Annotated in this window: 12 protein-coding genes; 6 read left to right on the top strand and 6 right to left on the bottom strand. The window is 71.0% G+C overall.

The features are described 5' to 3' along the window. Positions 1-44 precede the first annotated feature (44 nt). From AB0B57_RS23175 to AB0B57_RS23155, 5 genes are all read right to left on the bottom strand, one after another. Positions 45-722 (bottom strand): hypothetical protein, encoded by a 678-nt coding sequence (locus AB0B57_RS23175; protein ID WP_357073381.1) that lies wholly within the window; start codon positions 720-722, stop codon positions 45-47. Between the two features lie 5 nt (positions 723-727). Further along, positions 728-1621, bottom strand: coding sequence for a carbohydrate ABC transporter permease (locus tag AB0B57_RS23170; RefSeq protein WP_357073378.1), 894 nt, complete (start codon positions 1619-1621; stop codon positions 728-730). Beyond that, positions 1621-2484 (bottom strand): sugar ABC transporter permease, encoded by an 864-nt coding sequence (locus AB0B57_RS23165; RefSeq protein WP_357073375.1) that lies wholly within the window; start codon positions 2482-2484, stop codon positions 1621-1623. The genes AB0B57_RS23170 and AB0B57_RS23165 overlap by 1 nt, the downstream gene beginning before the upstream one ends. A 116-nt stretch (positions 2485-2600) precedes the next feature. Next, positions 2601-3905 (bottom strand): extracellular solute-binding protein, encoded by a 1305-nt coding sequence (locus AB0B57_RS23160; RefSeq protein ID WP_357073371.1) that lies wholly within the window; start codon positions 3903-3905, stop codon positions 2601-2603. A 41-nt stretch (positions 3906-3946) separates the two neighbouring features. Then, entirely contained in the window at positions 3947-5950 is a 2004-nt protein-coding gene (locus AB0B57_RS23155) for a DUF2264 domain-containing protein (protein ID WP_357073369.1), read from the bottom strand. Between the two features lie 265 nt (positions 5951-6215). Here AB0B57_RS23155 and AB0B57_RS23150 point away from each other — a divergent pair, with 265 nt between their 5' ends. The 5 genes from AB0B57_RS23150 (at position 6216) to AB0B57_RS23130 (ending at position 12888) form a co-directional block, all read left to right on the top strand. Then, on the top strand, positions 6216-8171 hold the full coding sequence (locus AB0B57_RS23150) for a heparinase II/III family protein (protein WP_357073366.1): 1956 nt from the start codon (positions 6216-6218) through the stop codon (positions 8169-8171). Beyond that, positions 8168-9307, top strand: a complete 1140-nt coding sequence (locus AB0B57_RS23145; RefSeq protein WP_357073363.1) for a substrate-binding domain-containing protein — start codon at positions 8168-8170, stop codon at positions 9305-9307. Before AB0B57_RS23150 ends, AB0B57_RS23145 begins: the two co-directional genes overlap by 4 nt. Positions 9308-9412: 105 nt before the next feature. Beyond that, positions 9413-10867 (top strand): serine/threonine-protein kinase, encoded by a 1455-nt coding sequence (locus tag AB0B57_RS23140; protein ID WP_357073360.1) that lies wholly within the window; start codon positions 9413-9415, stop codon positions 10865-10867. An 85-nt stretch (positions 10868-10952) separates the two neighbouring features. Next, a complete protein-coding gene (locus AB0B57_RS23135; RefSeq protein WP_357073357.1) occupies positions 10953-12725 on the top strand; it encodes an extracellular solute-binding protein in 1773 nt (590 codons plus the stop codon). 34 nt (positions 12726-12759) lie between these two features. Beyond that, the gene (locus AB0B57_RS23130; RefSeq protein ID WP_357073354.1) at positions 12760-12888 is read left to right on the top strand and encodes a hypothetical protein; all 129 of its coding nucleotides are present in this window, start codon (positions 12760-12762) and stop codon (positions 12886-12888) included. Positions 12889-12911: 23 nt separating this feature from the next. Here the strand turns inward: AB0B57_RS23130 and AB0B57_RS23125 are convergent, their stop codons facing one another. Beyond that, positions 12912-14258 carry a lysine N(6)-hydroxylase/L-ornithine N(5)-oxygenase family protein gene (locus AB0B57_RS23125; RefSeq protein ID WP_357073351.1) on the bottom strand — a complete coding sequence of 449 codons (1347 nt, stop codon included), beginning with the start codon at positions 14256-14258 and terminating at the stop codon, positions 12912-12914. Positions 14259-14384: 126 nt separating this feature from the next. Between AB0B57_RS23125 and AB0B57_RS23120 the strand changes: the two genes are divergently transcribed. Further along, the gene (locus AB0B57_RS23120; protein WP_357073348.1) at positions 14385-15329 is read left to right on the top strand and encodes a methionyl-tRNA formyltransferase; all 945 of its coding nucleotides are present in this window, start codon (positions 14385-14387) and stop codon (positions 15327-15329) included. The last annotated feature ends 65 nt before the right edge of the window (positions 15330-15394 follow it).

Raw genomic sequence — 15394 nt, 5'->3', positions numbered from 1 at the left:
CAGGTGTGTCGTCGGCGTCCGGCTGGGTGGCCGAAACGTGGTGGTCAGGCGCGCTGGGGTGCGGCCGTCGGTGGGTCGAGGGCGGCGCGCAGGGTGAAGCGGCTGTTGGCCCAGACCACGTAGAGCAGCGGCGCGGCGGCGAGGCCGAGCGCGATCGCGGGGCGCGCCGTCAGGAGCTGGGCGAGCAGCACGAGCACGAGCAGCGACACGGCGGTGAGGTACCACCGACGCACCGCCAGGTACACGCAGGTACGGGCCACCTCGCGCAGCGGCGCGCCGGGTCGCTCGGTGATGGTGACCAACCCGAGCAGCGCGGTCGCGACGGTGAGGACGATCAGGGTCGCCAGCACCGGCAGGGCGAGTGCCCCGACCCGGTGGCCCCAAGCGGCGCGGGCGTCGACGGCGAGCACCACCAGGGCAGCCATGGCCGCCGCCGTCCAGAGCATCGCCGGCCGGGCGGTGGACCGCCAGGCGCGGCCGTAGGTGCGCAGCACGCCGCCGGTGTCGCCGGCGGAGTAGGCGGACATGACCGCGAAGGCCGCGCAGAGCCCGGGTGCGCAGAGCGGGGCGGTGAGCGCGTACAGCGGCCAGGACCGCGCCGCCTCGGTGGTGAACGCGAGCGTCACCAGGGGCAGGCAACCGAGCACCAGCAGCAGGTTGGTGGCGAGCGCGACGTAGATCCCGTCGAAGACGGCGGTGATGGTGTGGTGGCGCGAACGCACGGGCCTCAACCCTTCAGTCCGGTCGAGGCGACGCCCTCGATGAAGTAGCGCTGGCCGAGCAGGAAGATGACCGCGACGGGCAGCACGGACAGCACCGAGCCCGTCATGATCAGTGCGTACTCGGCGTTGTACTGGGAGATGAAGGTGTTCAACCCCAACTGGATGGTGCGCAGCTCCGGACTGCGCAGGTAGACCAGCGGGCCGAGGTAGTCGTTCCAGGTGGTCGTGAACATGAGCAGGGCCAGGCTGGCGAGCGCCGGCCGGGACAGCGGCAGAATGATCCGTCGGTAGATGCCGTACTCGCTGAGCCCGTCGACCCGCGCCGCTTCGCTGAGCTCCTCGGGGATCGTCTCGTAGAACTGCTTCATCAGGAACACGCCGATCGCGCCGAACGCCTGGATCGCGACGATCGACCACAGCGTGTTCGACAGGTGCAGCTTCGACATGAGGATGAACTGCGGGATCATGTACGACTGCCAGGGCACCGCGATCGTCCCGACGTACGCCAGGAAGAGCAGGTTGCGGCCGGGGAAGCGGACGCGGGCGAAACCGTAGGCCGCGAAGCTGCCGGTGAGCACCTGCAGGAAGGTGACGATCACCGACAGCAGCAGGGTGTTCCACAGCCACGTCGTCATGTCCGAGCGCTGCCAGATGTCGACGTAGTTGCGCCACACCACCGGATCGGGGAGCCAGGTGATCGGGATGGTGAAGACGTCGTTGTTCGTCTTCAACGACGCCACCACCATCCAGAAGAACGGCAGCAGCAGCCCGGCCGCCGCGAGCACCAGAGCGGCGTACCCGAGCAGCCGCCCGCCCAGGGACCGGACCCGTCGGCGGGGCGCGCGGTTGCCGGGCGCGGCGAGGGCCGGGGTGGGCAGGGAGAGGTCGGTCGCGGTCATCAGCTGTTCCTCCGCTTGTTGACCATGAACTGGATGACCGTGATGCCGAAGCAGATGGCGAACAGGACGATGGAGACCGCCGAGGCGTAGCCGAACTGGTTCTCCTCGAACCCCTTCTGGTAGATGTACTGCGAGAGCACGAGTGTCGACTGGCCCGGTCCGCCGCCGGTCATCACGAGGATGAGGTCGAAGACCTTGAAGCTTTCGATGGTGAGCAGCACCGTGACGAAGAAGGTCGTGGTTCGTAACCCGGGGAGGGTCACGTGCACGAACCGCTGCCACGGTGAGGCGCCGTCGGTCTCGGCCGCCTCGTAGAGCTGGGCCGGGATGGTCTGCAGGCCGGCCAGGAACAGCAGCATGTAGTAGCCCATGTACCGCCAGGTGCCGACGATGATGACCGCCGGCATCGACCAGGTCGCCGACGCGGTCCAGCCCGGCGGATTGTCCACCCCGAGGGCGCCGAGGAGAGCGTTGATCGGGCCGTACTCCGGGCTGAACAGCTGGTTCCAGACGACCGCGATCGCCACGATCGAGGTGATGTAGGGGAAGAAGGCGATGGTGCGGAAGAACCGTACGCCGCGCAGTTTGCGGTTGAGCAGCAGCGCCAGCCCGAGCGCTGCCACGAGGGTCAGCGGGATGTGGAAGACCGCGTAGTAGACGGTGTTGCGCAGTGCGGTCCAGAAGCTGGAGTCGTCCCACATCCGCCGGAAGTTGGCGGTGCCGGTCCACTCGGCCACCCCGAAGACGTTCCAGTTGGTGAACGCCACGTAGAACAGCACGACGACGGGCAGCAGGGTGAGCAGGGCGAAGCCGAGGAAGTTGGGAAGGATGAACGACCAGCCGGCGACCGTGTTGCGCGACACCAGCCGCCGGTTCCTGGGTCTCGTGCGCGGCAATGTTGCCATAGGGAGTCTCCGGGAGCGTTCGGCCTGGGGGCGGGACCGGCGTGCGGCTCAGGCGCGCCGGGCCCGCCATCAGCTCACTGGTTGAGGACTTCGTTCTTGGCGCGGGTCTGCGCCTTGCTCAGCTCCGCGTCGACGCCCTTGCTGTCGGAGAGGATCGCCGAGTGCGTCTCGTTGAGGAGGTTCTGCAGGCCGGCGGTGTGCTTCGACACCGGGTTCTCCGGCTTGATGGTGTGCTTGGAGTAGGCGAACTTCGACAGCTCGTCCTGCGGTACGCCGTCCAGCCCGAACAGCGACGCGGTGACCGCGTCGGTGACCTGGGCCGGGGTGATGCCGATCCCGGCCAGCGCCTTGCCGGCCTCCGGGCCGGCCGCGTACTTGAGGAAGTCCTTGGCCGCGGCCGTCTTGGACTTGCTGATCTTCGGGTTGATCCCCAGGCCGGTCGGGTCACCGAAGGTGACAGGCGTGGCGGAGGTGCCGGTGGTGGACTTGTCGAACTGCGGCGCCGGCGCGATGCCCCACTGGAACTTGTCGGCGTCACCGCTCTTGCGCTGGTTGAGCAGCGTGGCCACGTACCAGGTGCCCATCAGCAGCATCGCCGACTGCTGCTTGCCGAACTGCGCCTGGTAGGTGAGCTTGTTGGTCTTCGCGGTGCCGAAGGTCGGCTGCGCGCCGGCCGCCTGCAGGTCCAGTGACCGCTCGTAGTACGGCTTCAGGAAGCCGAAGTTGCCGGAGAGCAGGTCCGCGTTGGGGGTCTGGGCGAGCGCGAACCCCTGCACCGTCGACTGGAAGGTGTGCTGGTACGCGCCCGTCGCGTTCGAGCCGGCCCCCTTCAGCCCGGTGTGCAGTCGCTTCGCCGCGTCGGTGTAGTCGTCCCAGGTCCAACTGCCGTCCGGGGGCGTCACCTTCGCCTTCGCGAACAGGTCCTTGTTGTAGAACAGCACCCACGAGTCCTGCCGGTAGGGCACCGCGTACGCCTTGCCGTCCACCTGGTACGACGCGAGCCCCGGGGCCGAGCCGAGACCGGAGGCGGCGTCGGAGACGTCGAGCAGCTGGCCGCCGCTCTGGTACGTGTAGAAGTTCTTGAGGTTCTTCATGACGTAGACGTCCGGCGCGGTGCCGGCGGCCAGGTCCGTGATCATCTGGGTGTCGTAGTCGTTGCCCGGGGCGTACTCCTTGAGCTCCACCGTCACGTTCGGGTGGGTCGCCTTGAAGCCGTCGGCGAGCGTCTTGAACTCCGGCGTGGACGACAGGCTCCAGCCGGCCAGGGTGATCGTCACGGGGGCGTTGGGGTCGACTGGCTCGTCTCCGCCCCCGCAGCCGGCGAGAACAAGTGTCAGGGCCGTCGCGGCGCTGATGACGGCCGGTATCGCACGCTTCATCCTCTCTCCTTCAGGTCAAGGGCCCGGACGGGCCCGCACTGCTACCAGGCCGCTTGGGTGGGCCTGGGATGCTCCGTGTCCAGACGGGTCGACGTGCTGATCCCGTCGGGCCAGTCGACCGCCAGGTGCAGGCCGTGGCCGTCCTCGTCGACCACGGCCCGGCATGCCTGCCCGGCCGTGGCCACCGGCACCCCGGACAACTCGGTGAGGGCGGCGACCCATGCGCCCGGCCGGACGGGGTGCTCCAGCCAGGGCACGACCAGCCCGCCGGCCAGGGGCCCGCCGTGCGCAACGGCGGTGGCGCCGGCCGTTCCGTCGCCGTGCACGCTCTCGAGCCTGCTGGTCAGGCCGGCGCCGGTCACGGTCGCCACCCCGCCGCTGAGGTCGGCCGTCGCGCCTCCGGGAACGGCCCAGCCGCCGACCCGCAGCCGCAGCGCAGCCGCGTCGACGCCGTCGGCGAGGCCGTCGACGCGGGTCAGTCGCAGCTCCCAGGGGCCCCGGACCAGCGAGTACACCGTGAGGTGCCCGGCCGCTCGGGACCGACCCAGGAGGCCGCCGCCGTGATCGCGCTGCCCCGGGTCCGGCTCGACCCAGTGGGCGAGGGCACGTGACCCGGCCACACCCACGCCGTCGGTGTCGACGCGCACGGTCAGCAGGCGCATGCCGGCGCGGTGGGTGACCCGACCCGCGTCGTCGACGAGCGTGACGGACTGGTCGAGCGGGGTGGCCCAGCCGCTGTCGTCGAGGACGGGGGTGGTGGCGGTGGAGTAGCCCAGTCGGGCGTACAGCGGGGAATCCGAGACGGTGGCACCCTCCACGGCGTGGTCGGTGCCGTGGTTGACGACGCGGACGATGCCGTCGGCACGGGTGCCGGAGACCAGCCAGCCGGGCGCGTGTATCGCCCGCAGCGTGTCCCGCTCCTGCACCGGCAGCGGCTCCTCGGGGGTCGTCCACACCGGATGGTCGGCGGGTAGCGCGATGCCGAGCAGACCCTTGCTGGCCCAGTACGGCGAGCCCGGCCCGGAGTACGACTGCGCCAGCCGCGGCCACGGCCCGTGCCAGCCGAGGGTGAGCAGGCCGCGGTCGTCCGGGGCGCCGTTGGCGACGAAGTGGCGCACGATGCCGGTGGCCGCGCCGCGCAACCGGCCGAGGCTGACCGAGGGCACGCCGGCGATGGCGCCGACCCAGAACGGCGCCGCCGCGGCGAAGCGGTAGGTCAGGCTTCGCCCCTGGATCAGCGGTGCTCCGTCGGAGCCCACGAGCGCGACCGCGTCGCCCAGGAAGCGGTCCAGGCCGGCCAGGTCCCGTTCGCGGCGCGGCTCGGCCAGGTCGGCGGCGCCGGCCATCCGGGCCCACAGCGTCGGGTAGAGGTGCAGGGCCCAGCCCACATAGTGGTCGTAGGCACGGTCCGGCCCGTCGGACATCCAGCCGTCGCCGCGGACGAAGCCGTCGTGCGTGGTCAGGTCCTCGTTCATCTCGTCGAGCGAGTGCGGCCCGCCCACCGAGCGCAGGAACGTCTGGACGACCAGCCGGAACCAGACCCAGTTGATCCGTGGGTACGTGTCGTCGCCGACGGCCGGGCGCAGATAGTCCACCACCCGCTCGCGTACCGCCGACGGCAGCCGATCCCAGATCCACGGGCGGGTCAGGTCCAGGACCAGCGCGATGGAGGCGGCCTCCACCTTGGCCTGGGGGTGCTCGTCCAGGCGCACCCAGCGGTCCGGAGATCTCGGGTCGGTGCCGGCGGCGATGCCTGCGGCGTAGGTGTCGGCGAGCTCGTCCGTGCCCACTCCCCGGGCACCCGCGATGCGGAAACCAGCGAGCAGGAAGGTGCGGGCGAAACCCTCCAGGCCGTCGACGGCCCGTCCGTAGCCGCCCTCCGGCCCAGGAAACGTGACGAGGGCGTGCCCGGGCGACGCGAACGGCCGGGCGGCGGCGAGCATCCGGTCGGCGAGGGCCAACCAGTCGTCCCGGCTCCAGGGCGCGGCGAGAGCGGCAGCCGGGTGCGTCCCCGGTGCCGGTTGGCCGGTCGTCCCGGACGTCATCCGAGGTCCTGTCGCATCGATCCGTCTCCGTGGCAGGGGCGAGCGGGGCGTGCCCCGTAATGTGACGCGCAGGCATCCGCAGCGTTTCCGAAGTAAAACGCTCACAACAGAGCAAGTCAATGCCTCTCTTCCACCGATGTGAACACACCTGATCAAAAGGGCGCACGATGCGGCCTCCCTGCGGCGTCACTGCGGGACCTCGACTGCCATAACTGCTCTGATACGATCAGAATCGTTCAGACTCGCTCTACCAGTCCGAGGGGCCATGACCGTCGCAGAGCGCTTCGCGGGCCCTCTGGCTGCGGCCTGGCCGGGCAACCGCAGGGACCTGCTGGCCCGGGCACTCGCGCCACCGGACGGATCGTTGCCGGTGCCACCGGCCGGCGAGCGTGCCGTGTGGGCCCACCCGCACGCCCCCACGATGCGACAGCTGCGCGGCCGGGCCGAGGACGACATCGCCGCCCCCTGGCCACTCCCCCTGGCCCACCAGTACGCCAGGTACTTCCGCGACGGCGAACGCGACACGTACGAGCAGGTGGTCTTCGCCCGGCAGCGACGCCTGACCCGGGCCGCCGTGCTCGCCGCGGTCACCCTCGACCCGGCCTGGCTGAACGAGGTGGTCGACGGCGTGACCCTGCTGTGCGAGCAGAGCAGTTGGTGCTGGCCAGCGCACGACGACACGCACGCCGTGCACGGGGCGGTGCTGCCGACCGTGACCGATCCCTATCTCGACCTCGGCGCGGGTGAGGTCGCCGCTCAGCTGGCCTGGGTCGACCACCTGCTCGGCGAGCCGCTCGACGCACACGCCCCCGGCCTGCGGGCCCGGATCCGGCACGAGGTCGACAGGCGCGTGCTCACACCGTTCGCCGAGCGCCGCGACTGGCACTGGCTCGGCCTCGACGGCGACGTGCACAACTGGAGTCCGTGGATCCACGGCAACGTGCTCGTCGCCGCGCTGCGCCTGGTGCAGGACCCAGCCCGGCGGGCCGGGCTTGTCGACCTGGTGGTCGAAGGGCTCGACAGGTACGTGGCGGCGCTGCCCGCCGACGGCGCCATCGACGAGGGCTACGGCTACTGGTGGAACGGCGCGTGTCGGGCCCACGAGGCACTTGACCTGCTCGCCCACGCCACCGGTGGCGCGCTCGACGGCGTGCCGGGCGACGCCCTGCGGCACACCGTCGCCTTCCCCCACCGGATGCACCTGGGCGGCGACTGGTATCTCAACCACGCCGACGGGTCGGCCCGGCCCTCCGGGGGCCAGCCCTGGCACGCGCTGCACCGGGCCGCCCGTCGGGTCGGTGACCGGGACGCGGTGGCGCACGCCGCGGCGCACCGCAGTCCCGACGCGCCCGTCGCGGACGAGGAACACGGCCTGGGCCGGCTGCTACTGGCGTTGACCGACCCGGCGTGGGTCTCCGCCACCCCGGCGCCACCGCCGCTGCCCCGCGACGTGTGGCTGCCCTCCGTGCAGGTGCTGCTCGCCCGCGCGGCGGCCGGCAGCCCCGGCGGGCTGACCCTGGCGGCCAAGGGCGGGCACAACGGCGAACACCACAACCACAACGACGTCGGCAGCATCGTGGTGGCCCTCAACGGGGTCCCGGTGATCGTCGACGCCGGGCGTCCCACCTACACGGCGCACACCTTCGGCCCCGGTCGGTACGACATCTGGACCATGCGCAGCGACTGGCACAACGTCCCGCACATCCGCGGCACCGAGCAGGCGCCCGGCCACACCCACGCCGCCCGACACGCCACCGCCACGACCGACGGCGCCGACGCCGAGCTGCGTCTGGACCTCGCCGGGGCCTACCCGCGCACGGATGTCCGGCACTGGTGGCGCAGCACCCGACTGGACCGCCACGCTGGACGGGTCGTCGTCGTCGACTCCTGGGAGCTCGACCCCGGGGACCCCGACCCGGGCCAGACCGCCCCGCCGACCCACGTCCACCTGCTCGTCGCCGGCCAGGTACGCCTCGGCGACGGCCGCGCCGAGGTCACCGCGCTGGACGGCGCCGGCCGACTCGGGCTCAGCTGGCAGCCGGCCTCCGCGCCCTGCGCAGCGACGATCCGGCAGATCACTGATCCCCTGCTCCTCGACGTGTGGGGAGAACACCTGACCCGGCTCGCGATCGACGTCACCGCGGTCGGCCCGGCCGGCGAGCTCGTCGTCGTCATGCAAGAGCTCTCGCCGCACGAAGCGTTCCTCGGAGGTCCACCATGACCAAGGACAATCCCGTCGTCACCACGACGGAGTCCTCCCGCGGGCCGCTTCAGGTCGTCCGCCGCCAGCAGCTGTTGGCCGCCCTGCAACGCGACGGCTCGATGCGCATCTCCGACCTGTCCCACGTGCTCGGCGCCGCGCCGGTCACCATCCGACGTGACATCGCCGAGCTGGCCGCCGAAGGGTTGGTCCGCCGGGTCCACGGTGGGGTCGCCCTGATCCTGCCCGACGACTCCCCGACGGCCGACGAGTCACCCACCGCGGGCCAGGACCCGCTGGTCGGGCGTACCCTCGGCATGCTCGTCCCCTCGTTGGACTACTACTGGCCCGACGTGGCTCGCGGCGTCGAGGCGGCCGCCCGCGAGCTCGACATGCGTGTGGTTCTGCGTGGCTCCTCCTACGACAGCGAGGACGACCAGCCGCAACTGGCCCGCCTGGTGGGGCGGATGGGCGTCGACGCCCTGATCATCGCCCCGAGCATGGACGCACCGAGCGCCGAGCGCACCATCGAGTGGCTCGACCAGGTCGACGTCCCGGTCGTCCTGCTGGAACGGACCGCCACGGTGGGCAGCCACCGCGCCGTCATGGAGTCGGTGGTCACCGACCACGCGCTCGGTGCGGCCATGGCGGTACGCCACCTCACCTCCCTCGGGCACCGCAAGGTCGGCCTGGTGCTCGACGCCAACAGCCCCACCAGCCAGCACGTACGGCGCGGCTGGCTCGACGCCACGAGCGAGTGCGGCCTCGACTCGGACGCGACGGTGGTGGCCGTGGTGCCCGACGCACGGTCACCGGAACGGGACACCGTCCTGGACGGCGTCCTCGACAGGTGCCGGGCGACCGGGACGACGGCGCTGCTGGTGCACGCCGACGCCGAGGCGATCGCGCTGGTGCAGCACTGCGAGAAGCGACACCTGTCCGTTCCCGGTGACCTGTCCATCGTGGCGTACGACGACGAGGTCGCCGGGCTCTTCAGCCCGCCGCTGACCGCGGTCCGACCGCCGCGACGCTCGATCGGACGGGCCGCCGTACGTCTCGTCGCCGACCGGCTCGCCGACCCCGGCCGCCCCACCCACCGGGTCGTCATCAGCCCCGCACTGCGGATCCGGGGGTCGAGCGCGCCGCCACCCGCGTAACAGTCTCAACCCATTGTCGAACGTCCTCGGTCACCGGCGGCGGACATGGCACGATGGCCGTGTCCTGCGCCGCCGGTGGCCGGGCACGACACTGATGGAGTCCGGATGTCAGAGCTGGCCGGCGCGCCGGTGCCGGGATTGGCGAAGCTGTGGACGCACGATCCGGTCACCGCCGGCCCGTATCGCCTGGTCGGCCGACTGGGCGCGGGCGGGCAGGGGGTCGTCTATCTCGGTGAGGACGACGCCGGTGACCGGGTCGCGGTCAAGATGGTCAACGTCGATCTGAGTGATCCGCGGGCGCGCTCGCAGTTCGTGAAGGAGATCGCCGCCGCACGCCGGGTCGCCCCGTTCTGCACCGCGCAGGTGCTCTTCGCCGAGGTGGACGGCGAGCTGCCGTACGTGGTCAGTGAGTTCATCGAGGGCCCGACCCTGCACCGGCACGTCCGCGAGCGGGGCCTGGTGGCAGGCAACGCCCTGCACCGGCTCGCGGTCGGCACCGTCACCGCACTCGCCGCGATCCACAGTGCCGGCGTGGTGCACTGCGACCTGAAGCCGGACAACGTGGTGCTGGGCGAGGACGGTCCTCGGGTGATCGACTTCGGTATCGCCCGCGCGTTGGGCGTCACCGAGACGGCGTCCAGCCGGGTCATGGGGACCACCGCGTACATGGCGCCCGAGCGGTTTCGCAACGACGCGATCGGTCCGCCCTGCGACGTCTTCGCCTGGGCGGCCACGATCGCCTTCGCCGCCGGTGGACGGCCGCCGTTCGGCAACGACTCGCTCTTCGCCGTGATGCACCGGGTGCTGAACGATCCGCCCGAGCTGCCCGCGTTGCCCCCCGTTCTCGACGAGCTGATCCGGGAGTGCCTGGCCAAGGACCCGGCGGACCGGCCCAGCGCCGAGCGCGTGCTGGTGCGACTGCTCCGGCAGGACGGCAGGGTCACCGATTCGTTCCGTCGGGACCACCTGCTCGAGGCCGGCAACCTGACCGCTGGCGCGCCGACACCGAACCACCCGCTGCCCCAGGCCACGCCCCCGGCACCGCAGCCACACCCGACGCGGCCACAGATTCCGACCCAGCCGCCGGTGCCGACGCAGCCGGCATACGGGCCGGTGCCGACGCAACCGGTCCAGCCGCCGGTGCCGACGCAGCCGGCATACGGGCCGATGACCCAGCCGGTTCACGGGACGGCAATGACGCAGCCGGCTCACGCGCCGACGACGCAGCCGGTTCACGCGCCGACGACGCAGCCGGTTCACGGGACGGCAATCACGCAGCCGGCTTATCCGCCGATGACGCAGCCGGCTTATCCGTCGGTGACGCAGCCCGGCGTCGGTGCTGGTGACGGCGGCGCGTTGCGGCGACTGCGTCGGGAGGCCCCGGACGCCTGGGGCATCTCGACCGCGCTCTTCCTCGGTTCGGTCGGCGCCGCCGCCGGTTACGTCGCGTCGAGCGCGGTCGGCCCGGCCGCCGCGGTCGGGGCGGTCGCCTTCGTCGTGGTCTACCTGGTCCGGCTGCTGGTCGCGACGGCGCTCGGGAGGCGGTCCGACCGGGGATGACAGGTACGCCGGGGTCGGGGTCGCCGGCTGGCACCGGATCGATAGGTTGACTGCCACCGCCCCGCCCGCCGAGGAGGACGCCCCGATGCCCCCAACCGCCACGCGTACGCGGCAGTGGTTGCCGTACACCGCCGCCGTCACCGCCGGGCTGGTGGTCATCGCCGGGGCGTTCGTCATCGTCCGGCAGCGCGACGCCGACTGCACCACCACGCTCGAGGTCAACTCCTCCACGGAGAAGGCGGCTCTGCTCGTCGACCTGGCCGACCGCTACAACCGCGACAACCGGTCGATCGATGGCGGCGGCTGCGCCCAGGTGCACGTCAGCGCGTTGAACTCGGGCAAGGCCACCGAGGCGCTGGCCAGCGGCTGGGCCAACACCGGCCTGCCGCAACCACAGGTCTGGCTGCCGACGTCGAGTCTCTGGACCGGCCAGCTCCGGCTGCTCGACCAGGCCGCCGGGCGGGAGCCGCAGACCCCGGACCGCTACCCGTCGATCGCCAACAGCCCGCTGGTGATCGCGATGCCGCAGCCCAAGGCCGAGCTGGTACGCCAGCGCGGGTCGCTGGGCTGGGGAGAGATCCTGGGCCTCTCCGGGCGGGACGGGTGGGCGAGCTTCGGCAAGCCGGAGTGGGGGCGTTTCACCTTCGGCAAGGACAACCCGAACCTGTCCACCTCGGGGCTGGCGGCGACCATCGCCACGTACTACGCGGCGGTGCAACGGTCCAACGACCTGACCCGGTCCGACCTGGCCAACCCCGCGGTCACCCAGTTCGTCCGCCGGATCGAGGCCAACGTGTCGCACTACAGCGACGACTCGGTCGACCTGCTGCGCAACCTCGCCGAGGCGGATCTGGCCGGCGGGGCGGGCCGCACCGACGACATGAGTGCCATCGTCCTGCAGGAGGAGCTTGTCGACCTCTACAACACGGGCGCGCTGAGCCCCCGGCAGGACGGGCAGGAGCAGGGCCGCCGGCCGAACGTCCCGCTCGTCGCCGTCCACCCCAGGGAGGGCACGTTCAACCTGGACCACCCCTTCGTCGTGCTGCCCTCCGCCGACAAGCGGCAGCGCGCGGCGGCGGCCGACTTCCAGAAGTTCCTGACCGAGGACGACCAGCAGAAGAGCTTCACCCGCCTCGGCTTCCGGGATCACGAGCGCCGCGCCTCAGCGGAGTTGCTCGCCAGCGTCGGCGCCGAGCCCACCGGCGGGCTGACCTACTTCGAGCCCCCGGATCCGCAGGTGGTCGGCGCGATGCTGGACGGCTGGCGCACGCTCCGCAAGAAGGCCAACATCCTGATCGCCCTGGACACCTCGGGGTCGATGGATGCGACGGTCGGCACCACAGGCACCCGTTTCCAGGTCGCCTCGGCAGCGGCGGGCAAGGGCCTCGCGCTGCTCAACAGCGAAGACCGGGTGGGGCTCTGGTCGTTCTCCTCGGAGATTCCGAGCCGGCCGAAGACCCCCTACCGGCGGGAGGTCCCGCTCGGCGAGTTCGACCAGAAGCAGATCAAAACCAGGATCGCCGGCCTGCACGTCGAGGGCGCCACCGCCCTCTACGCGACCGTCCGGGCCGCACACCGGGAACTGCGCGACAGGTACGACCCGCAGCGGATCAATGCCATCGTCGTGCTGACCGACGGCAAGAACGAGTACAGCAAGGACAACGACCTGGCCCGTCTGCTCGCCGAGGTGACCCTGGACCCGGAACGTCCGGTGAAGGTGTTCTGCATCGCCTTCGACCGGGACTCGGACTTCGCCACCCTGGACCGGATCGCCAAGGCATCGTCGGGCAAGGCGTTCGACGCCACCGACCCCGCCAAGATCGACGAGGCGTTCGTGAAGCTGGTCAGCAGCTTCTGACGCAGCGCACCCTCCTCATCGGACGGAGCCGAACATGCTGGAGAACCTCGCCGTGGTCGGCGGTCCGAAGTCGCCCGTCGACACACCGGTGATGATCGGCTTCTTCGTCCTCGTCGCGGTCGCCATCGTGGTGATCCTGTTCCTCCGCGCGCGCAACAGGTAGCACGGGGTCGTCGACCTGTGCCGTCAGTCCGGCACACCCGCGGCTACCGCGACGCGGCTGACCATCGGGCGGTCGTCGGCGCGGCGGCCGACGATGGAGCCGAGGATCTCGCCGGCGCGTACCGCCGCGTTGGACAGCAGGGAGGCGCTGATGCCGTGGGAGTGTTCGGTGCCGCCCTGGAGGTAGACGTTGGCCCGCACCGACGCGTCCGCCCGGATGCGGTAGTCGCGCTGCACCACGGCCCGGCCGAACTCGTCCCGGTGGTAGTACCGGGCCGCGTCGTCGAGCAGCGGGAACGGGTCGACCGGCTGGTAGCCGGTGGCGCAGATCAGGACGTCGGCGTCGAGGACCGACACCTCGCCGGTGGTCAGCGTCTCGACGGTGACGGCGACGCGGCCATCGTGCTCGCGGGCCCCGGTCAGACGGGACATGTTGAGCAGGCGCAGCCGCTGGACGCCGTTGACCTTCTCCTGGTAGGAGCGACGGTAGAGTTCCTCGATGAGGTCGGCGTCGACGACCGCGTAGTTCGTGTTGCGGTGGTAGTTCATCAGCATCGTCTTGACCTCTGACGGCGCGGTGAAGTAATCGTCCACGGCGGCCGGGTCGAAGATGCGGTTGGCGAACGAGCTGTCGTCGGCCGGGCTGTAGCCGTACCGGGAGAACACCCCGCACACCTCGGCGGTCGGGAACCGCTCGTGCAGGAACGCGGTGACCTCGGCGGCGCTCTGGCCGGCGCCCACCACGACGAACCGGGACGGGTCGGTGCCGTCGAGCCGGTCGATGTTGGTCAGCAGGTCGCGGCTGTGCCAGATCTGGTCGGAGACCTCCACGCCGGCCGGGGTCTGCGGGAGCAGCCCGGTCGCGATGACGAGATTGCGAGCGCGGTACGTGGTGACGCGGCCACCGTGGCGCACCAGCACGTCGAACGCCTCGACGACGCCGTCGCGGAGCACCGGGACGACCTTGGTGACCTCCTGGCCGTAGTGCACCAGGTCGCCGACCTTGGCCGCGGCCCACTCGAGGTAGTCGTGGAACTCGACGCGCAGCGGGAAGAAGCTCTTGTGGTTGACGAAGTCGACGAGCCGCCCCCGGTCCTTCAGGTAGCACAGGAAGCTGAACTCACTGGTGGGGTTACGCAGCGTGACCAGGTCCTTGAGGAAGGACACCTGCATTGTCGCGTCCGACAGCAGCATCCCGCGGTGCCAGCCGAAACGGGGCTGGCGCTCCAGGAACACGGCGGTGACCGGGTCGGCGGCGGCGTCGCCGTTGTGCTCGTGCACGGCGACCGCCAAGGCCAGATTGGAGGGACCGAAGCCGATTCCGAGCAGGTCGTAGACCGGAATAGCGCCGTACGGAGCGGCCTGTGACATCGGCAGTCCTCATCGTCAGGTCGAGCGGGTCGACACCCTGCACGTGAAAGAGCCGCCCCCGGGGACGGCGCGAAGCTAGGTTAGACTAACCTAACTTTCGCTGAGTTGGATGGGCCAGGAGGAACCGTGCGGGTAGTCATGTTCGGGTACCAGACGTGGGGGCATCGGACCCTGCAAGCACTGCTGGACTCGGAGCACGAGGTCGCTCTGGTGGTCACGCATCCGCCGAGCGAGCACGCGTACGAGCGGATCTGGAGCGACTCGGTCGCCGACCTCGCGGCGGCGCACGGCATCCCGGTCGAGGTCCGCGACCGGCCCGACGACGATCTGCTGATCCCGCTGGAGAAGGCCGATCCGGACGTCATCGTGGCGACCAACTGGCGCACCTGGATCCCGCCGCAGATCTTCGAGCTGCCCCGGCGGGGCACGCTCAACGTGCACGACTCGCTACTCCCCGCGTACGCGGGCTTCTCGCCGTTGATCTGGGCTCTGCTCAACGGTGAGAAGGAGGTCGGGGTGACCGCGCACATGATGGATGCGGAGTTGGACGCCGGCAACATCGTGTTGCAACGGTCGGTGCCGGTCGGTCCGCGGGACACGACGACGGACCTGTTCCACAAGACGCTGGAGCTGTTCGGGCCGATCACCGTCGACGGTCTCGCGCTGATCGCCTCCGGCAAGACCGACTGGACGCCGCAGGACCGCTCGAAGGCCAGCTTCTTCCACAAGCGGTCCGATGAGGACAACCGCATTGACTGGACCTGGTCGGCGGAGGAGTTGGACCGGCTGGTCCGGGCGCAATCCGACCCGTACCCGAACGCGTACGCGTTCCACCGCGGACAGCGGCTGCGCATCACCGCCGCGTCCGTCTCGCGGGGCAACTACGGCGGTACGCCCGGTCGGATCTTCATCCGCGAGGGTGACGCCGTCGTCATCGTGGCCGGCGCCGAGGCCCGCCGCGGCAAGAGCCCCGGCCTCGCGGTCGAACGGGTTCGCCTGGAGGACGGCACCGAGCTGGCCGCGACCGAGTATTTCCGCACCATGGGCGGCTATCTCACCAGCCACCCGTGACGCGCGGGCGCTGATTCGTTCGAGCCTCCGGGGCTCGCGCCGACGGGCCGAGCCCCGGCTCCGCC

The organism is Micromonospora sp. NPDC049101 (assembly GCF_040648675.1).
GTDB lineage: Bacteria > Actinomycetota > Actinomycetes > Mycobacteriales > Micromonosporaceae > Micromonospora.
Note: the sequence above shows the minus strand (reverse complement) of the source record. Positions and strands in the feature narration are given on the sequence as shown.